We start from the raw sequence: 19,412 nt of genomic DNA, 5'->3' as shown, positions 1-19,412 counted from the left end.
AAGGCATTAAGAAAAATAAAAACAAGGAAATACTCTTTTAATAGACTAATGTTTATATCCTATTTAACTTTTGGTTTACTAAATAAACCGCAAGTAATATCACAGCCGATAAGAAATCAAACTCTTGATGAAAAATCTAAAATTGCAAATATATCGTTCATAACAAAAGCAATTAAGAAAACAGGGGCATCTGTAGTAACTATTGACACTCAAAGATTAGTAAAAAATAAACAATTTTCCAGAGATTCAGGAATTTTCATTGACCCATATTTCGAAAGATTTTTTGGATTACAATTACCTCGCGAATATCAACCAAGAATAGAACAGAGTCAGGGAAGTGGATTTATATTCGAAGATGGTCTAGTAATGACAAATGCGCATGTTGTTAATGGCTCTAAAAAAGTAATAGTTGGCTTATCAAATGGGACAAAATATGAAGGGAAGTTAATAGGACAAGATTCACTTACTGATCTAGCTGTGATTAAGCTCCAAGGTCGAGGTCCTTGGCCAAAAGCAAAATTAGGTGACTCTTCAAAAATAGAAGTCGGTGATTGGGCCATAGCTGTGGGAAACCCTTTTGGACTCGAAAATACAGTCACTCTAGGAATAATTAGTAATTTAAATAGAAATGTCTCAGAATTAGGAATATACGATAAAAAATTTGAATTAATCCAGACAGATGCTGCAATTAACCCCGGCAATTCTGGAGGACCATTATTAAATAGTGCTGGAGAGGTCATTGGAATTAATACTTTGATTAGATCAGGACCTGGAGCAGGTCTCAGTTTTGCCATTCCAATAAATAAAGCTAAAGATATCGCTTCACAACTAATCAACAATGGGCGAGTAATTCATCCTATGATTGGAATTAATTTAATAGATCAAAATTCTTTTGAGATTAAAAAAAATATTGTGAAAGTAGGATATGTTGTCCCAAATAGTCCTGCCGATAAAAGTGGATTCTATATTAATGACGTAATTATTAAAGTGGGTAAAAAAGATGTTCAAAATTCTTCAGATGTTATAAATGAAATAACTAATAATGGAATTAATAATTATTTAAATATAATCATCAAAAGAAAAAATAAACTTATTAAATTAAAAGTTAAACCAACTGATATAAGTAATTTATCAGGAAAATAAAAAGTTTTTAACTTTCATCATCTCTTAGTATTTCTACACATTTTGAGATGCAAATACCATCAGTAATATCACAGCTAGAAATACATTCAAAATAACTTTCTACAGGATCACTTGTAACATAATTATTTTCTTTATAATCATACTTTTTCATAAGTATTTTAAATAACATAAATTGATAATTATTACATTAAACAATGACTAGAAATATGTAAAGATAAATAAGTGATCTTGCCTAGAGGATTGTAAAGTTTTCTAAAAAGATTAATTGCTTCCAAAATAAGAAAAAATACTTAATCGTAATTACGAATAACTATTTTTTAATCCTTTTTTTCTCTAAAAAATATTCATAATTACCGTTAAAAGATAATAATTTAGATTCTTTAATTTCAATAATTCTATTTGCAACTCTGGAAATAAAATATCTATCATGAGAAATCACAAATACTGTACCTTTATAATTATTAATTGCAAGTTCTAGATTTTCTTTAGATTGTAAATCTAAATGATTTGTAGGTTCATCAAGAAGTAAAAAATTACTTGGATTCATAATCATCAAAGCCAATGCTAATCTGGCTTTTTCGCCACCACTAAGTTGTTGAACATATTTAAAAACCGCGTTATTATGAAAACCAAAACTTCCTAAGAATGTTCTTACTTTTTGTTGAGTCCAATCTGGTGCTTTTGAATATATTAAATCAATAACTTGTTTTTCAATAGCAAGGGCTTCAGCCTGATTTTGCTCATAGTAACTTGTAATTATATTGTGTTTACCTAGATTAACTTCTCCAATCTCAGGTTCTATTTTTTTCATAATCAACTTAAGCAAAGTAGATTTACCACATCCATTAGGGCCTAAAATTGCTATTTTTTCTCCCGCAGAAACCTTTAGATTAACATCAAAAAGTAGTATTTTATCCTCAAAGCTATGAGATAAATTCTTAATTTGGAGAACTGATTTACCGGAACGAGGACACTCAGGAAAACTAAAAGAAGGAGTTTTTAATCTTGAAATAGGCGCATCAATTTTTGTAATCTTTTTTAATTGCTTCTCCCTACTTTTAGCTTGAGTACTCCTTGTAGCACTAGCGCGAAATCTTTCAATATACTTTCTTTGTGTTGCAATCTCTTTTTGCTGCAACGCAAAAGCTTTGTTTTGAGATTCTTCATTTAAAGACTTTTGCTCAACAAAAAAAGAATAATTACCATTGTATGTTTCAGAAATACCTCTTTCTATAAAAATAATCTTCTTACATAATTTATCTAGGAAATATCTGTCATGACTAATTAATATTATTGCTATTTTCAGAGATATCAAATATTCCTCTAGCCAAAAAATTGTATCCAAATCTAAATGATTAGTTGGCTCATCGAGTAAAAGCAAATCAGGTTTTTGCAAAATAATTTTGCCAAGAGCTACTTTCATTTGCCAACCACCTGAAAAATTACCTACTAATTTATCTGCATCTTCCTGAGAAAATCCTAGTTTTGGTAGTATCTTCTCCACTTCTGCTTGCATTTGATAGCCACCTAAAACTTCAAATTTTTCTTGATATTTTGATAGTTGATGTACAAGATGATTAAGTTTTGCAGTGTCTTTTCTAGACTCTAAAAGTTTCATTTCATTTTCAATTTCTAGAAGTTTATTTGAAACTAATTGAATATCTTTAAAAGAACTTTCTAATTCCTCTCTAACTGTTCGACTTAAATTACAATCCAATTCCTGTTTTAAGTGAGAAATTTTTGGACTGCCTTCTTTAAGAACTACTCCACTGGTTTGATCTACCTCTCCAATTAAGATTTTAAATTGGGTCGATTTGCCTGCCCCATTAGAACCAACTAAGCCTATCTTTTCTCCCCTCTTAATCTCCCAATTGATATTTTTGAGAACAGTATCGGTAGAATAAATTTTGCTTACGTTATCAAATCTAATCACTTTAAAAAATTGAATTTACAAAAATAGAGACTTTATACAAAAAAAAGAAATGTGGAATAAAATTATGATATGAAAAGAATAGAACAAATTGTAGTAATTTTCATAGCTGCAGCATTAGCAATACCCAGTTATTGGTTTTTTTGGACTTTAGCTGGTGGTGGTGGATATAACAAAAGATCAAAACCAATAACAACTGAAGAAGCTGTCATAAAACCTCTACTAAAGTCCTCCTCGAGCCTTAATCAACCATAATTTTGTTGCTTCATCATCAACTGTTTCCAAGTATTCAATCACCTCCTCTTTAGTAACGTGTATATCTAATTCTCTACCAATCTCGCAAATTTTTTCAAGTGCTGATTTTGGATTATTTAGAGCCATCAAAAATAAACTTTGTTTTTTTTTAGAGTCATTTGCAATCAAATTATAGAGTTTTTCAACATTTCTAGTCATAAGTTTTTGTTTGTCGATATCAATAGAGTATTACCTCAAGCTACATTTTGTTCATTATATTTATTTATAGATAAATCATGATCAGTATCCTTGATTTCTTTAGCGGAGGCATCTGCCATACTTCTAGCATCTAAACAAAGAACTTTTCTTAGCTTCGCAAAATTTGCTGCATGCGATATCCTTCCATCTTTCTGAGCATAATATTCAGAACGCTGAAGAATTTGATGAAGATGTGTCAATAAATACGGACTGATCACTGCAGATACTAATACATCACTATTTTCATTGTTTAGAGACTCAGACTGTATAAATTTTTTTTTCTTTTTATCAATTATTGGTCTTTGAGACGAATCAAGTTTTCTTGAATTTTTCATGATGTGAGCAAGGAACTAATTGATCAAAGGCATATAACCCTACTTAATAATATACACAAAGATACTACCCTTGACTAACTGTGTATACTTAGAAGTAACAGTTATGCAGTTAGACTCATGGCAACCCGCCAAAACTCTACTAACGGGAGGCCAAAATCTCCTAGGATACAAGTGGTTCTTCCAGAATCGATTTGTGAAAAGCTAACTACTTTAGCTGAGAGTGAATCAAGAACTGTAAGTAATATGGCAAAAGTGTTGATTCAGGAAGGTATAAAAAATTATTTTGAGAAAGAAGCTCAATCTCTGATATCAGATACGAAAATAAATACCGATAACTTTAGAGATACATTAGAAAGACACAGTATTAAAAGATTAAAAGGAGCTCCCCAAAGGATTAGATATTCAAAAAACCAGACCCAAAATGATTAATTTTGAGGTAATTTCTGTAAATCTACCGTTTTTCCCATAACCACCAAAATATTTCCTCTCTCAAGAATATATTTGGCAGGAGGATTTACTGTTAATTGCTCTTGAGGACCAGCAGCAAGAACGTTAACTAAATAATTTTTTCTTAAATTTAAATCTCTTAAAGATCTACCAATAAATTCCTCTGGAACAGTAATTTCATCTATACCAGTTTGATTATCCAATTCTAATCTTTCAATCAAATTGGGTCTGACAAGTTCTAAGCCTAATCTTTCCCCTTGCATTCTAGAAGGGAAAACAACTTTATCCGCTCCTACTCTTTTCAACATCTTTTCATGTAAATCACTCGTAGCTCTTGCAATTACTCTTTTTACTTTTGTTCCATCACTATCCTTAGCAATAAGAGTAGTAGTAATACTTGCTTCTATAGGCTCACTAATGCCAACCACAACTGTATTCATCTCTAAAATACCAGATTCCTTCATTGACTCTTCATCAGTACAATCTATAACTCTTGCCTCAATAGAAGGTTCTAATTGTCTTAAATCATCAATAGCCTTCTCAGAAGAATCTGCAGCTAATACATCTGCGCCATTACTAATCAGTTCTCTACAAACAGCCGTACCAAATCGGCCAACTCCTACAACTGCAAAAGTTAAAGCTTCCTCTTCTTTGTGTGGAGACCATTGCCACCAATCAGCCATAATTAATGTAAGTAAAAGCTATACATAAAGATCAGCTTTCGGAAAGCCAATTCTTTTTTGTTTTTCTATTCTACTCTTATATAGTGCCTGCCAAAGTGCACTTAAAAGCAATAGAATCCCAAGTCTTCCTACGAACATACCAATTATTAGAATAAATTGACCAAAATGATTTAATTTAGCTGTCAAACCGATATCAAAACCTACTGTTGCAAATGCCGAAATACAAGTGAAAAGAATTTCTAGAAACGTAAATGATTCTTTTTTAATAAAAGTATTCGTAGTACTTAATAACATCGCCATCAAAAGAACAAAAAGTAATGAAGCAACAGTTATTCCAACTGCTTTCAAAATAACTTTATCTGAAATTAATCTGTTACTTATAATTACATCTTTTTGTCCTCTTAATGTTGATCTAGTTGCTGCCATTAAAGCAATAAAAGTTGTAGTTTTTATTCCTCCACCAGTACCACCAGGACTTGCTCCAATAAACATCAAAGTCATTAATAACAAAAGACCAGTATCTGAGATTGAATTTAAAGATATTGGAAAATTTGTAAATCCAGCAGTTCTTGCACTAACAGTTTCAAAAATAGAGGATAAAATTTTCTCAAAGAAGTTTAAGTCACTAAAAAATTGACTATTCAATAATGTCTCTGTAATAAAAAAACCTAATGATCCAAAAAATATTAAGGAAAAACTTGTCCTTATAACTAATTTAGAATGAAGATTCAATTTCTTATATGAAAGATTTTTTCTATTCCTCCACAGATCATCAATTACTCTCCAACCTAGTCCTCCCATAACAATTAAAAAGATAAATACAATATTGACAACAAAATTAGATCTATACTCTTGGAGACTATTAGACCTTAAAGAAAAACCTGCATTGTTATAAGCAGAAATACTGTGAAAAATTGCGGACCAAAGTCTTTCCCAATTATTTTGAATTTCTAAAAATCCAAAGAAATATAAAATAATTGCCCCAAAAGAAATAATAGTCGTAGCAGTTATAGCAATACTTTGAAAAGTCCTTCCAATACCACCTACCCCAAATTCATCTAGAGTCTTACCTTTGTCTAATCTGGTTCTAAGCTGAGTTCCTTTGACAACAAATCCTTGTAAGAAAGTAGTAATAGCCATTAAACCTAAACCACCTGATAAAAGCATAAACGCCAAGAATATCTGCCCAAAAATATTTAAATCAACCCCTATATCAATAATAGTTAAACCTGTAACAGTTATGGCAGAAGTAGATGTAAAGAATGCTTCCCACAAGCCCACATCTGATGAAGAACATAATGGAGAACTTAAAATTAAGGTCCCAAAAAAAACAATAATTAATCCTGTGACAATTGTGAATTGAGGTACAGATAACTTTCTATATACTTCCTTGAATTTATAAACAGTTTTATTTATATTCACTTTAATTATTTATTTGAAATTTAAGATTATCAATGCTGGGACAGTCAGTGACATTATAAGTGTTAAACCAGCACCATATTTTGCAATATCAAAGAATCTATATCGTCCAGGTCCGTACACCATTAAATTTGTTTGATAACCCATTGGAGTTAAGAAAGATTGACTTGCACCGAACAAAACAAGCATTATTAGGGCATTTGGTGATATCCCTAAAACAATTGAAAACTGAATAGCTACAGGCAATATTAACGCAACAGAAGCGGCATTACTTATAAATTGAGTAAGTATTACAGTCGCCACAAAAATTACCATTAAAGCAAAATATAGTGGCATACCATTTAAAATAAAATCCAAATTTATAGCTATTAGATCAGCCAACCCAGTGACTTGCATAGCCACACTAAAACTTGAAAGTGAACCTAATAATAGAATAATATCGAGCCTAATTGATCTTTGAATTTCAGCTGGGCGTAAACATCCAAAAGCAACCATCGCGATAACTGCCAATAGAACTGCTCCCACTAATGGAATATTAGTTAAAGAAGGCAAAATAACCATACCAATTGCAATTGCAATTGCAATTGGTTTTCTAATTAAAACTGGTAAATCATCTTCAAATTGATCCAAAATCAATAAATCATTACTTGATTGCAAACCTCTTATTGAGTCAAGAGGTGCCTGAAGTAGTAAAACATCTCCAGCTCTTAAAACGGCTTGACCTAATCTTTCCTGGACAGTTTGTTGTCCTCTTCTAAGGGCTAAAACTGTCGCGTTATGGCGTTGCCTAAATCTTAATTCTCTCAAGCTTGCTCCTGCCAAAGTAGATCCTGCAGGCAGCAAAGCTTCAAAAGTTTTCGTACCTTCTTCAGTAGAAAGAAGATTAGTACCGCTTAAAGATCTCCTATTTTCAGCTAATAAAATTGTATGTTCTTGTTGTAAACGTAATAAATCCGCCCTCGTAACACGGACTATCAATCTATCTTCAGGCTCAAATTTCCGATCTGCAAGCGGAGGTAGTATGACTTCTCCGTTTCTTTGCAACTCAAGAACATCAACATCAAATCTTCTTTGTAATCTACTATTCCTTACTGATTGACCAACTAATTCAGAAGAGGAAGGAATGGTGACTTCTGTAAAATAAATATTCATATTACCTTTTTTAATAAAATCTTTATTTCTTCCTCTATCAGGCAAAAGAACATCAGAAACCATGATCATATATGTTGTACCTATTAACCACACTGGAATACCTATTGAAGTCAAGCTAAATAATTCAAGAGAGCCATAGCCTAATTGCTGACTAATATCACTTACTAAAAGATTTACTGAGCTCCCTAATAATGTGAGTGTTCCTCCCAACAGAGTCGCAAAAGATAAAGGTAAAAGGACTTTGGAAGGAGAAATATTTCGCCTTTCGCACCAGCCTTCAATTAAGGGTAAAAGGGATGCTACAACTGGCGTATTAGGAACTATTCCAGATATTGGCGCTATTAAAAAAGTTATAAGCGTAATTAATCTTCTAGGCGTTTTTATATTTTCAGAGGATATAAGTTCCCTGACTCTATCTAATGCGCCACTTTTAAATAATGCAGATGAAACTGCAAATAAACCCATCAAAGTAATTAGCGATGGACTTCCAAATCCAGCTAGGGCTTTTTCAGGAGTTAAAACTCCAGTTACAATAAATATTCCAACGCATAATAAACCAGTCAATTCTGGGGCTATTGTGTTTCTTATAAATAAAATTAATGAAAGCAACAAAACTAATACTGTTATGAGAGCATCAAAATTATTACTAAATAAAGAAAATAGATTCATATCAAACTTATTTAACTAAATATACCTATAAACAATATGTCAAAAAAGTTAAACCTTTATTTTGGTCTTTTGTTAACAAATTTATTGATAATAGATTTTTTTTGAAATAACCAAGAAGCGGTAGATTTTAAACTTCTGCTAATGTCAGGCATTTTTGAAGCGTATATCAACCTTCTTGCCTCGAATGCTAACTTCCCGGATAAAGTTACACCCAAAGCGGAGATAGAGGCTTCACCCATTCCTAAACTAATCATTTCACCATTATCTTGAAAATCAAAAGGCAAAAGATCTTGTTCTAGAAAGATTCGTTCGATATTTTTAGCGAGATGGTCTCCTTGTTGCATTGCAACTTGAGCTGTCAAAGGCAATTCCTCCATGCCTTGAATGATTGAAATATCTCCAATAGCAAAAGAATTCAAATAATTTTCTATCTGAAATTTGTTATTTACTAAAATTCTTCCCTTTATTTGTTTTACTTGTTCGTCAATATAAGGCAGGTTAGGTTTAATACCAGCAGTCCAAATTACAACATCTTGTTCTAACTTTTTAATCTCAGAATCATTCAAAATACTAATTTTTTTTTCTGAAATCTCTTGAACAGTTGAATTTAACAGAATATTTATTTTTCTTCTCTCTAAAGCTTTTTCAGCCTCTTCACGATTAAAAATCTTATTTTGACCTAAAATTTCATTAGATCTTTCAACAATAGAAATATCAAATTTATCTTTATACGTATCATGAATTTTACAAGCAATCTCTACTCCTGAAGGACCCGCTCCAATTACAAATAAGTTCTTCTTTATTTTGTTATTTTGAAATTGTTTCAAAAAAGACTTTAACTTTGTAAGGTCCTTTAAGTTATTAAAAAAATAACAGTTTTCATCAACACCTTTCACCGAGAAATTACTAGATACTGAGCCTGTACAAAGAATTAAAAATTCATAACCTATATGTAAGTCATCATTAAATTCAAGAATTTTTTCATCAAATCTAATTTTGGTTAAACAATTTCTCAAAAAAGTAATACCTAAGTCTGAAAATATTTTTGAAAATTCAGGAGTAGTCTCCCACATTGACAATTCTTCGCTTATAACCTCATACATTAGAGGTTTAAATAAAAACCTAGCTTCAGAATCAACGACTAGAATTGGCAAAGAGGGATTAAGTCGCTTTAAATTTGAGGCAACTGTCATACCTCCAAAGCCTGCGCCAACTATTACTATTGGTTTTTTTATTGATTTCATGAAGGCTATATTGTTAATACTAAATGTATTATTAAATTAAACGAATAATCTTCAAACTGAGCGTATAACCTCAAAATCCTAACTACCTTTGATGATGATTGAGAAAACTCTAGAAAGTATAAAACTTAATTTAGAAGAGCAAAATAAAAAATTAAAAGATATGACCTCAAAAGAAATAATGTTATGGGGTTATAGAAACTTTGATAATCACTTTGCTATTACTACAAGCTTTGGGATACAGTCATCAGTGATATTGCATATGGTGAATGAATGCTCATTACAAAAGAAAATTAAAATCTTTTGGATAGATACAGGTTACTTACCCTCAGAGACATATAAATATGCAGAGAGACTTATTAATGATTTATCTTTAGAGATTGAGGTTTTACAAAGTGAAATATCGCCGGCAAGAATGGAATCGCTATATGGCAAACTTTGGGAAACTAATAAATCTAGTGACTTAGATAAATACCATGACATAAGAAAAGTCAAACCTTTAGAAAAGGCTTTAGATAGTCATAACATTAATTGCTGGGCTAGTGGTGTGAGATCAGAACAAACGAATAATAGAAATAAAATGAAATTTGTTGATGTAATACGAAACCGACTTTCTTTAAGGCCATTACTGAACTGGAAAAACAAAGATATTTATTATTACATGAAAGAAAATCAATTACCTTCTCACCCACTTTTTTCAAAAGGTTATTCAACTGTAGGTGATTGGCATTCTAGCTCTCCTGATAGTATAGAGAATGAAGGCAGGTCAACAAGATTTAGGGGGATGAAGCAAGAGTGTGGAATTCATACTGAAAATTAAAATTTTCTTTCAGGATCATGTTCGAAAGAAATCATTTTTTATTAGTTGGCAATAGCAGACTTCACTGGGCAGAAAATTTAAAAAATCAGTATAGGTTCTTTCACACACAAAAGAATAGTAAAATACCGCAAAATATCAATTTAAAGAGTTTAGTTTGGGCATCAGTTGGGGAACTGACTGATTTGTCTCTTAAACAAGAAAATGAAATAACTACTAAAGATATTAAATTACAAAACCTTCCGCATTATTTTGGAGTTGATAGAGCTCTTGGTTGTTTGGAAGCTTCAAAAATAATTGAAAATCCCTCCAAGAAAAACCTATTAGTAGCAGATTGTGGGACGACTTTATCACTTACGAAGTTAACTGCGGAGGGCTCTATTATCGGTGGGCAAATTGCACCTGGTTTTCTTACGCAACTGAGATCTATGGAAAAATTTACCAAGAATCTCAAAGCTCCTAAAAAATATGATATCCCTATTCAAGATTTTTTAATTAATACAGAAGATGCAATGTTAAAAGGTGTATCTAATTCTCTAATGGGTGTAATTAATTCATCATTTGAACCCGCAAAAGACATTTTGATTATATGCGGAGGTGACTCTGAATTAATTGGAAGTAGATTAAAGCAAAAGAATAAAGATATTGTTATCGCCCCGAATTTAGTTATGCAAGGTATGATTACACATTTCAATCACTGAAATATTTATCTTAATCCTAAATCTGAAATAATATGGTCTGCCATGATAGCTGCTTTAACCTTTAAGTAAATTTTTTCAACTTTACCATCAGCATCAATTAAAAAAGTATTTCTCATCATTCCCATGTATTCCTTTCCCATAAATTTTTTAAGACCGTAACTGTCATAATCAGAAGAAACTTTAAAAGGTTCAGGGTCAGTCAAAAGAACAAAAGGCAAGTCAAATTTCTCAATAAATTTAAGATGTGAAGCAGAGCTGTCCTTACTAATTCCAATAACTACAAAATTATTTTGCTTAAGTAAATCCCAATTTTCCTTAAAATTACAAGCTTCTTTAGTACAGCCTGGAGTATTATCTTTTGGATAAAAATATAGTATTATTCTTTTACCTTTAAAATCTTTTAAAGATACATCTTTTTCAAAAGAGTCTTTTAATTTAAATTCTGGTGCCACATCACCAACCCTAAGAGCCATTGACATTATTAAATAACTATGATTCTAAAATACCAAAAATCTGGTTTCATAAGATAAAAGGTGTACAAGATGTCGCAACACTGAAAGAACTAGAAATCGCAAATAAGCTTTCGAAGCAACGAGCAAATATTTTTTTAGAAAGCAGAGCTTACATAAGACAGTCTTTAGGAACTCTTTTTAATATAAATCCATTAGAAATACCCATAATTGCAGATCCTGGAGAGCCTCCTAAATTACCGAAAGGGATGGGCTATTTGAGTTTTAGTCATTGCTGTGATGCGATTATATTAGTTTGGCATGAAAAAAAAATCGGAATTGATATCGAAAGAGTAGATAGAGATTTTAGTTATATGAAATTAGCAAAAAAATATTTCTTAACCTCAAAAAAATCCAATCAAACGAGCGAATCATACAAAAAATCAATATTAAATCAATGGTGTGCAATTGAAGCCGCTATAAAATGGAATCATGGCAAATTATCTGAAGACCTAAAAGAATGGCAATATTATGAAAATGAAAAAACACTTTTTCATAATGCGAAGAAACTGAAGTTAAAATTCACCCAAATTACTTTTTACAAATGGACTATCTCCTTAGCGTATAAAGATATATCTCAATTAATATCTAATATTATTTGCAGCTCGAAGATAATCTAACTTTTTCGTTTTTTAACTAAATCATCATATTTATTTTTTTCCCATCCAGAATTTTTATGTTGCCAAAATTTTATTCCTTTTAACTCAGTTGGAAGATATTCTTGTGATAACAAGTTCTCATGATAATTATGCGGATTTAAGTAATTACTAGCATTATTTTTAAGATGATTGGGAACCAACGATACATTAGTAGTCTTAATTGCTTCTACTGCTTTAAAAATTGATTTAGTACTATTACTCTTTGGAGAAATTGCTAGGTATAAAGAGGCTTGAGAAAGAAAAAATAATCCTTCAGGCAAACCAACTCGATCAAAAGCATCACAACACGACTGTACAACAACTATTGCATTAGGATCTGCGAGACCAATATCCTCGCTAGCAGAAATCAAAAGTCTTCTAAAAATAAAATTTGGATCTTCACCTGCTTCAACCATATTAGCAAGCCAATATAAGGTCGCATCTGGGTCTGAACCCCTAATAGATTTTATAAATGCACTAATGACATCAAAATGATTTTGTCCATTTTTGTCATAAACAATATTTTTCTTTTGAATTGAATCTTCAGCTATAGAGAGATCAATAAAAACTAATTTATCTTTATTTTCCTTCGTAATGCTTATACCTGATTCTAAAGCGTTTATGAGATTCCTCGCATCGCCTCCAGAATATTTTATTAAATGACTAATTGCCTCTTCGGTTATTTCGATAGCTTTTGGATCTTCAAGACAAGCGTAATAATTTACTACTTTTTCAATTATTTTCCTCAAATCATTAGTATTCAAAGGAATTAATGAAAAAACACGAGCTCTACTTATTAAAGCTTTATTTACAGCAAAGAAAGGATTTTCTGTCGTAGCACCAATAAAAGTAATGGTCCCGTTCTCAATTGAGGGAAGCAGAGCATCTTGCTGTATTGAAGTAAATCTATGAACCTCATCAATAAATAAAATTGTTTTTCTATTTGAACTAAGTAACCTTTCCTTTGCGTTAGCTATTTCAGTTCGTAACTCCTTAATACTAGACAAAACAGCATTCAACTTTATTAATGCGGAACGAGTATTAGAAGATATTATCTCAATTAAAGTTGTTTTACCTACTCCAGGTGGACCAGAAAAAATTATATTTCCAACCTTATCGTTCAATATTGCATTTCTCAATAAAGAATTATTTCCTAAGATTGATTCTTGACCGAAAAAGTCATCCAGAGTCTTCGGCCTCAATCTGTCCGCTAATGGAGCGTTACTTTGAATTTGAAAAGCATTACTAAATAAATTATCGGACATCTTTTTTACCTAAGAATAAATCATTTTTAAAATCTACGTAATGACAGTAGGTTTTTCCATTTTGGTAAGTTTTGAAATATTCAATAAATGATCTAAATCATTAATTAAAGTTTTTAGAGCTATTTGAGGATTTAAATCTAAATTTTGTTCAGAGCTTGCAAATTTTTCGAAATATAATCTTAAAGTTGAACCTTTAGTACCAGTCCCTGACAAACGTAAGATTACTCTAGAATTATCCTCAAGTATGATTCTTAATCCTTGATTTTTACTAATAGAATTATCTACTGGATCTAAATACGAAAAGTTATCAGCTCGTTTTACCAAATTTCCAGCAAACCTATTTTCTTTTAAATTTGGAAGCATAGAAGATAGATTATTAAATATTTGATTCGCAACATTAGAAGGGATAGCCTCGTAATCATGCCTTGAATAATAATTTCTTCCATATTGTTTCCAGTGGTTTTGCATTAATTCACTTACTGAACAATTTTTCACAGCTAAAATTTGCAGCCAATATAAAACCGCCCATAAGCCATCCTTTTCTCTAACATGATTACTACCAGTTCCGAAGCTTTCTTCTCCACAAATTGTAATTAAATTAGAATCCAAGAGATTTCCAAAAAATTTCCATCCTGTTGGTGTTTCAAAGCAAGGAATATTTAAAGCACTAGCCACAAAGTCAACAGCTGAACTCGTAGGCATAGATCTTGCAACACCTGAGATCCCATCTTTATATCCGGGGATACAATTTGAATTAGCAGTTATAACTGCAAGACTGTCACTTGGGTTTACGAAACATCCCTGACCTAAAATCATATTTCTATCACCATCACCATCACAGGCAGCTCCAAAACTATAAGATTTTTGAACTAATAATAAGTCCGCTAACTTAGAGGCATAAGTAAGATTGGGATCAGGGTGTAACCCTCCAAAATCCTCTAATGGAACTCCGTTCATTAAACAATCATCACCAAGACCCATTTTTTCGACAAAAATATTTTTTGCATATGGACCAGTAACTGCATTCATAGCATCAAAAATTAACGAGAAATCTCTTTTTAAAAAATCACTTATTTGATCAAAATCAAAAATACTCTCCATTAAATCTGAATAATCCTTTAATCCATCAATTATTGCTAATGAGGTTTCACCAAATGAAAACACACCAAACTTATCTAAGTCTGGTATTTGAATTTTGCTAATTTTATAACTTTTGAGTGATTGAGAACATTGATATATCTGATTAGTTAGCGACTCAGGTGCAGGTCCACCATTCGAAATATTTAATTTCACTCCGAAATCACCTTGAAGTCCTCCAGGATTATGACTTGCTGAAAGAATAATACCTCCAATAGCTCCTTCTTTTCTAATCAAATGAGAGGTCGCAGGTGTTGATAATAAACCATTTTTGGGGATAATAACTTTTCTGACTTTATGAGCGACACAAATTTGAATGATCTTTTTAATTGCTGCGATATTTCCATACCTACCATCACCGCCGACAACCAAAGTTGAACCTTGCAAAGATTTAAGTGATTTAAAAATTGCTTCTATAAATATTTCTAAGTAATGCTCTTCTTGAAACCTTATAGTACTTTTTCTCAAACCTGAGGTACCTGGCTTTTGATCTTGAAAAGGGTTATTTATATGAATTACTTTTACTTCAGTCATGATTTTTATAAAACTTAAAAAAATCTAACTAAATTAATGAGGCATTTCGGATGTTCTTAACATAGCGATAAACCATAAGGAAGAAATTACTAATGCACTGAGAATGCCATAATTAACTCCAAACTTAGAAATTGTAATAGGGACTATAAGAGGAAAAGTTAAAGCTCCAAATAAAGGCGTAAAAGCAACAATTTTTTTCAACATTGATTTAATTATTTAAAACCATTCAGTCTCTGCATTATCTTTTTCATTTGTATCATCATGTGGCGTAGCCCTATCAAATTTCATAGTTATATTTTTTTCTTGTTCACCAGAAAAGTCAACAGCTTTAATTTCATATTTTTGAGAGCCATCTCTAAAAGGAACTTGAAGTCTAAACGTGCCATCAGCAGCTAAAGGAACCTCTTCCTCGCCAATTGTAAGCTTGGCAGTTGGATCTGTCGCTCCATAAACAATTAACTCCGCATCAGCAACCAACCAAAAAGATCTATTTTTAACTATTCCACTACCAGATTCATTTAAACCTGAAGACCATTGTCCTGCTCCAGAATCGGAAAGGTTTGAATTTAAATTTGTAGAATTTAAATCTTCCATGAATTCCTCAGATCCTACTTTTCTTCTAGTAGAAAAACTTGTAGCTGCCTGATATAAGCGTTCATGTAATGCATTAGCTTCTTGTCCCATGGGACTTTGTATCCCTGGAGAAGAGTCGGATACCGCTGGTGAATCAAGGTTAAAAGGAACAAATTTATCTAAAATCTGTTCTGAAGGAAGAGAGCCTGGTACATGACTAACTGAAGAAAAAGCTAGAGACATCCACTTAAACCCATACTTATAGCCCAATTCGACTTTGTAGTCTCTATCTGCCAGAGGAATTGGCAAGTACCATTCAGTGCTATGACTATCGACATTAATTTCTCTTAGAGTTCCTTGATTAAATTCCCCTTCTCCGAGACCAGTAGCATCATACAAGCGAAGACATATTTTACTAGCACCCAAAGACTGAGCTTTTTCTCGATCACTTTCTGAGATTTGCCAAAAAACATAAGCCCATTCAGGGTCTCTAGGCAAAAATACAACTTTTGTATCAACTGATTCTTTTGATGGTTGATCAATAGGATTTGATATTTTTTTAAAAATTTTATTATCTTTGGTTTGATTAGATTTATCATCAACTTTCTTTTGATATTTGATTATAAGATCAACTAATACGGCTTTTGTTTTTCTACTATATAAGGGGACAGATAATTTACTTGCTTCTTTACGCAGTTGTCTGAGGGTTAAACTAAGTAAATTTTCTTTATTCTTGATCCCATCAACCACTTTTAAAACTCCATAAATTGCATGGAGTAAGTATGTTCTTTTTTTGGGCTGATTGCGGGTTATTAGAGGCAGTCGTCAGGATCTTCTGACTACTTTCAATTTTTTAAAATTTACAACTTCTTTATAAATAGTTGCTACAAAAGAGTTTTAGACAAATCTTGGAAATTATACGTTCTAAATTAATTTTCTTATTTTTTAAATTTTATTACCTTGAATTGTTAAGAACTCAACAAAAATATATTTTTTCTTCGGGATCACTTCATAATTAATATTCTTGATTTTGTGCGACTAATAGAATTAAATCCTCGAGATCCAATTCTTTGAGGTTTTTTTCAATGCTCTGGGAATAAGCGTTTAATTTTTGAGAAGCAGAAGACATTTGTTCGTAAAAAAGTTGATTAAAATTTTCATCATTAAATTTCTTGGATTGTTTTTCACACCATTCTCTAAGGCGCTCATCTTCTTCCAGCGGAGATATATCTTCTTTTACTATCTCTTTTAAAATCGCAAGACAATGAGCAAGTAATCTTATATGGTGTTTTTGGATTATTGATAAATTCAATTGTTCTATATCTTCAACAATCTCATAACTTAAAGGGCTTGAAAAAGAATTAGTTTGATTAGGCATTAATTTTTTAATTTAATTTAAGGATCAAAACGCAATATTTGTCACATATTTAGTTAAAGTATAGAAGGATAAATCGAAATAGATTAACTTTATACGATCATGGTAAGCGAGAATCTAGTTAAAGATGTCGTTTCAGAACCATACAAATATGGTTTTGTTACAGATATTGAAACTGAAAAGATTTCCAAAGGTCTAAATGAAGATATTATTCGATTAATTTCAGTCAAAAAAGAAGAGCCTGAATATTTACTTAATTTCAGATTAAATGCTTTTAAAAAATGGCAAAAAATGGTAGAGCCTAATTGGGCAGAGCTAGGTTATAAAAAAATTGATTATCAAGATATAATTTATTATTCTGCACCAAAACAAAAAGAAAAAATTTCAAGCTTGGATGAAGTCGATCCTAAACTATTAGAAACCTTTGACAAACTAGGCATCCCTCTTACTGAACAAAAAAAGCTCACAAATGTTGCTGTAGATGCAGTTTTTGATAGTGTTTCTATAGCAACAACGTTCAGAAAAGAACTTGCAGAGCATGGAGTAATATTTTGTTCTATAAGTGAGGCAGTTAAAGATCACTCGGATTTAATAGAAAAATATTTAGGTTCTGTAGTTCCAGCTAATGATAATTACTTTGCAGCATTAAATTCTGCTGTTTTTAGTGATGGTTCATTCGTTTATATACCAAAAGGAATTAAATGTCCTATGGATCTCTCATCTTATTTCAGAATTAATAGCGGGGATTCCGGTCAGTTTGAGAGAACTCTAATTATCGCAGAAGAAGCCAGCTCAGTTAGCTACCTAGAAGGATGTACAGCTCCAATGTTTGATACTAATACTTTGCACGCAGCCGTAGTTGAACTTGTAGCCCTAGACGATGCTTCAATTAAATATTCTACGGTACAAAATTGGTATGCTGGCAATGAAGACGGAGTTGGCGGAATTTTTAATTTTGTCACCAAAAGGGGTAAATGTTTAGGAAAAAGAAGTAAAATAAGTTGGTCTCAAGTTGAAACAGGTTCTGCAATAACATGGAAATATCCTAGCTGTCTTCTTTTAGGAGAAGAATCTGTAGGAGAATTTTATTCTGTAGCACTTACTAATAATCTTCAAAAAGCCGATACTGGCACAAAAATGATTCACATTGGTCCTAAAACTAAATCAACAATAGTTAGTAAAGGAATTAGCGCTGGTAAGTCGGCAAATAGTTACAGAGGTCTTGTGAAAATGGGTTCAAAAGCTGTTGGATCAAGAAATTACAGTCAATGTGACTCAATGTTGATAGGAGATCAAGCTGCTGCAAATACTTTTCCTTATATTCAATCTCAACAACCAAATTCAGAAATTGAACATGAAGCAAGTACTTGTAGAATTTCTGAAGACCAACTTTTTTATTTACAAAGCAGAGGGATTGAATTTGAAGAGGCTGTATCAATGATGGTAAGTGGCTTTTGTAGAGATGTATTTAATCAACTACCAATGGAATTTGCAGCTGAAGCCGACAAGCTACTTGCCCTCAAATTGGAAGGGTCGGTAGGTTAAATTAATTTATTAAATTGTGATGCAAATCAAATCAAAAGCATTAGATCCAATATTAGAAGTCAATAGTCTATTTGCATCTATAGAGAATCTTCCAATTTTAAAAGGGGTGACAATTTCAGTAAAACCTGGAGAAATTCACGCAATAATGGGAAGAAATGGATGTGGCAAAAGTACTCTTTCCAAGATTATTGCCGGTCATCCGTCATACCAAGTAACTAAAGGAGAAATAAAATTCAACGGAAATGATATTCAATCTTTAGAACCAGAAGAGAGGGCTCAATCTGGTATCTTTCTCGGTTTTCAATATCCAATTGAAATTCCAGGAGTAAGTAATCTGGAATTTCTAAGAGTTGCAACAAATGCAAGAAGAAAATTTCTGAATAAAGAGGAACTCGATACCTTTGATTTTGAGGACTTAGTAAAAGAAAAACTTGACTTAGTAAAAATGGATTCTGCGTTTTTATCAAGGAGTATTAATCAAGGTTTTTCAGGTGGGGAAAAGAAAAGGAATGAAATATTGCAAATGGCATTATTAGAACCCAAAATAGCAATATTGGATGAAACTGACTCAGGTTTAGATATTGATGCTCTTAGAATCGTTGCTTCAGGTATTAAAAAGATATCTAATGAAAAAACAGGAATCATATTAATCACACACTACCAAAGATTATTAGATGAAATTCAACCCGATTATGTTCACGTCATGTCAGATGGTCAAATAATAAAAACCGGAGGAAGCGATCTGGCCTTAGAACTGGAAAAATATGGTTATGAATGGACTGATAAATTTATAAAAGAGTGATAGAT

At 31.7% G+C, this 19,412-nt stretch carries 22 protein-coding genes; 8 read left to right on the top strand and 14 right to left on the bottom strand.

Annotation, left to right across the window (positions count from 1 at the left end; all coding sequences use genetic code 11):
* Nucleotides 1–48: 48 nt before the first annotated feature.
* A complete protein-coding gene (locus P9515_RS00495; RefSeq protein ID WP_225867089.1) occupies nucleotides 49–1,143 on the top strand; it encodes a trypsin-like peptidase domain-containing protein in 1,095 nt (364 codons plus the stop codon).
* Between the two features lie 7 nt (nucleotides 1,144–1,150).
* Here the strand turns inward: P9515_RS00495 and P9515_RS09565 are convergent, their stop codons facing one another.
* Both P9515_RS09565 and P9515_RS00490 read right to left on the bottom strand, forming a co-directional pair.
* Nucleotides 1,151–1,294 carry a hypothetical protein gene (locus P9515_RS09565; protein ID WP_187146032.1) on the bottom strand — a complete coding sequence of 48 codons (144 nt, stop codon included), beginning with the start codon at nucleotides 1,292–1,294 and terminating at the stop codon, nucleotides 1,151–1,153.
* A 159-nt stretch (nucleotides 1,295–1,453) separates the two neighbouring features.
* Nucleotides 1,454–3,076, bottom strand: a complete 1,623-nt coding sequence (locus tag P9515_RS00490) for an ABC-F family ATP-binding cassette domain-containing protein (RefSeq protein WP_011819426.1) — start codon at nucleotides 3,074–3,076, stop codon at nucleotides 1,454–1,456.
* A gap of 69 nt (nucleotides 3,077–3,145) precedes the next feature.
* On the opposite strand from P9515_RS00490, the gene P9515_RS00485 reads away from it, so the two are divergent.
* Nucleotides 3,146–3,328 carry a hypothetical protein gene (locus tag P9515_RS00485; RefSeq protein ID WP_011819425.1) on the top strand — a complete coding sequence of 61 codons (183 nt, stop codon included), beginning with the start codon at nucleotides 3,146–3,148 and terminating at the stop codon, nucleotides 3,326–3,328.
* On the opposite strand, the gene P9515_RS00480 is transcribed toward P9515_RS00485, so the two are convergent.
* Both P9515_RS00480 and P9515_RS00475 read right to left on the bottom strand, forming a co-directional pair.
* The gene (locus tag P9515_RS00480; RefSeq protein WP_011819424.1) at nucleotides 3,296–3,526 is read right to left on the bottom strand and encodes a hypothetical protein; all 231 of its coding nucleotides are present in this window, start codon (nucleotides 3,524–3,526) and stop codon (nucleotides 3,296–3,298) included. The genes P9515_RS00485 and P9515_RS00480 overlap by 33 nt on opposite strands.
* Nucleotides 3,527–3,561: 35 nt before the next feature.
* Nucleotides 3,562–3,900 carry a hypothetical protein gene (locus P9515_RS00475; RefSeq protein WP_011819423.1) on the bottom strand — a complete coding sequence of 113 codons (339 nt, stop codon included), beginning with the start codon at nucleotides 3,898–3,900 and terminating at the stop codon, nucleotides 3,562–3,564.
* Nucleotides 3,901–4,017: 117 nt separating this feature from the next.
* On the opposite strand from P9515_RS00475, the gene P9515_RS00470 reads away from it, so the two are divergent.
* Entirely contained in the window at nucleotides 4,018–4,329 is a 312-nt protein-coding gene (locus P9515_RS00470; protein ID WP_011819422.1) for a ribbon-helix-helix domain-containing protein, read from the top strand.
* Here P9515_RS00470 and P9515_RS00465 read toward each other — a convergent pair.
* From P9515_RS00465 to P9515_RS00450, 4 genes are read right to left on the bottom strand one after another with little or no spacing between them, the layout of a single operon-like run.
* The gene (locus P9515_RS00465; RefSeq protein WP_011819421.1) at nucleotides 4,326–5,030 is read right to left on the bottom strand and encodes a potassium channel family protein; all 705 of its coding nucleotides are present in this window, start codon (nucleotides 5,028–5,030) and stop codon (nucleotides 4,326–4,328) included. The two genes, P9515_RS00470 and P9515_RS00465, sit on opposite strands and share 4 nt — an antisense overlap.
* 18 nt (nucleotides 5,031–5,048) lie before the next feature.
* Nucleotides 5,049–6,452, bottom strand: coding sequence for a TrkH family potassium uptake protein (locus P9515_RS00460; RefSeq protein ID WP_011819420.1), 1,404 nt, complete (start codon nucleotides 6,450–6,452; stop codon nucleotides 5,049–5,051).
* Between the two features lie 9 nt (nucleotides 6,453–6,461).
* Nucleotides 6,462–8,270 (bottom strand): SLC13 family permease, encoded by a 1,809-nt coding sequence (locus tag P9515_RS00455; protein WP_011819419.1) that lies wholly within the window; start codon nucleotides 8,268–8,270, stop codon nucleotides 6,462–6,464.
* A gap of 56 nt (nucleotides 8,271–8,326) precedes the next feature.
* Nucleotides 8,327–9,514, bottom strand: coding sequence for an NAD(P)/FAD-dependent oxidoreductase (locus P9515_RS00450; RefSeq protein ID WP_011819418.1), 1,188 nt, complete (start codon nucleotides 9,512–9,514; stop codon nucleotides 8,327–8,329).
* Nucleotides 9,515–9,608: 94 nt separating this feature from the next.
* Here P9515_RS00450 and P9515_RS00445 point away from each other — a divergent pair, with 94 nt between their 5' ends.
* Both P9515_RS00445 and P9515_RS00440 read left to right on the top strand, forming a co-directional pair.
* On the top strand, nucleotides 9,609–10,331 hold the full coding sequence (locus P9515_RS00445) for a phosphoadenylyl-sulfate reductase (RefSeq protein ID WP_041710533.1): 723 nt from the start codon (nucleotides 9,609–9,611) through the stop codon (nucleotides 10,329–10,331).
* 17 nt (nucleotides 10,332–10,348) lie between these two features.
* Entirely contained in the window at nucleotides 10,349–11,029 is a 681-nt protein-coding gene (locus P9515_RS00440; RefSeq protein WP_011819416.1) for a type III pantothenate kinase, read from the top strand.
* A gap of 5 nt (nucleotides 11,030–11,034) precedes the next feature.
* Here P9515_RS00440 and bcp read toward each other — a convergent pair whose 3' ends face one another.
* Entirely contained in the window at nucleotides 11,035–11,502 is a 468-nt protein-coding gene (gene bcp / locus P9515_RS00435) for a thioredoxin-dependent thiol peroxidase (protein WP_011819415.1), read from the bottom strand.
* Between bcp and P9515_RS00430 the strand changes: the two genes are divergently transcribed.
* The gene (locus tag P9515_RS00430) at nucleotides 11,502–12,158 is read left to right on the top strand and encodes a 4'-phosphopantetheinyl transferase family protein (RefSeq protein WP_011819414.1); all 657 of its coding nucleotides are present in this window, start codon (nucleotides 11,502–11,504) and stop codon (nucleotides 12,156–12,158) included. The two genes, bcp and P9515_RS00430, sit on opposite strands and share 1 nt — an antisense overlap.
* Here P9515_RS00430 and P9515_RS00425 read toward each other — a convergent pair.
* The 5 genes from P9515_RS00425 to P9515_RS00405 form a co-directional block, all read right to left on the bottom strand.
* On the bottom strand, nucleotides 12,155–13,441 hold the full coding sequence (locus P9515_RS00425; RefSeq protein WP_011819413.1) for an AAA family ATPase: 1,287 nt from the start codon (nucleotides 13,439–13,441) through the stop codon (nucleotides 12,155–12,157). The genes P9515_RS00430 and P9515_RS00425 overlap by 4 nt on opposite strands.
* Before the next feature lie 33 nt (nucleotides 13,442–13,474).
* Nucleotides 13,475–15,112, bottom strand: coding sequence for an alpha-D-glucose phosphate-specific phosphoglucomutase (locus P9515_RS00420; protein WP_011819412.1), 1,638 nt, complete (start codon nucleotides 15,110–15,112; stop codon nucleotides 13,475–13,477).
* A gap of 33 nt (nucleotides 15,113–15,145) precedes the next feature.
* Complete coding sequence (locus tag P9515_RS09460) at nucleotides 15,146–15,316, bottom strand: hypothetical protein (RefSeq protein WP_011819411.1); 171 nt, start codon at nucleotides 15,314–15,316, stop codon at nucleotides 15,146–15,148.
* 12 nt (nucleotides 15,317–15,328) lie between these two features.
* A complete protein-coding gene (locus tag P9515_RS00410) occupies nucleotides 15,329–16,435 on the bottom strand; it encodes a DUF4912 domain-containing protein (RefSeq protein WP_011819410.1) in 1,107 nt (368 codons plus the stop codon).
* A gap of 265 nt (nucleotides 16,436–16,700) precedes the next feature.
* Nucleotides 16,701–17,063, bottom strand: a complete 363-nt coding sequence (locus P9515_RS00405) for a hypothetical protein (RefSeq protein ID WP_011819409.1) — start codon at nucleotides 17,061–17,063, stop codon at nucleotides 16,701–16,703.
* Between the two features lie 99 nt (nucleotides 17,064–17,162).
* Between P9515_RS00405 and sufB the strand changes: the two genes are divergently transcribed.
* Both sufB and sufC read left to right on the top strand, forming a co-directional pair.
* Nucleotides 17,163–18,605 (top strand): Fe-S cluster assembly protein SufB, encoded by a 1,443-nt coding sequence (sufB, locus tag P9515_RS00400; protein WP_011819408.1) that lies wholly within the window; start codon nucleotides 17,163–17,165, stop codon nucleotides 18,603–18,605.
* 19 nt (nucleotides 18,606–18,624) lie between these two features.
* A complete protein-coding gene (sufC, locus tag P9515_RS00395) occupies nucleotides 18,625–19,407 on the top strand; it encodes a Fe-S cluster assembly ATPase SufC (RefSeq protein WP_011819407.1) in 783 nt (260 codons plus the stop codon).
* Nucleotides 19,408–19,412: the final 5 nt, after the last annotated feature.

The sequence above is a fragment of the Prochlorococcus marinus str. MIT 9515 genome (assembly GCF_000015665.1).
GTDB classification, from domain to species: Bacteria; Cyanobacteriota; Cyanobacteriia; order PCC-6307; family Cyanobiaceae; genus Prochlorococcus_A; species Prochlorococcus_A marinus_P.
The sequence above is the reverse complement of the archived record's forward strand: the minus strand, read 5'-3'. Positions and strand labels throughout refer to the sequence as shown.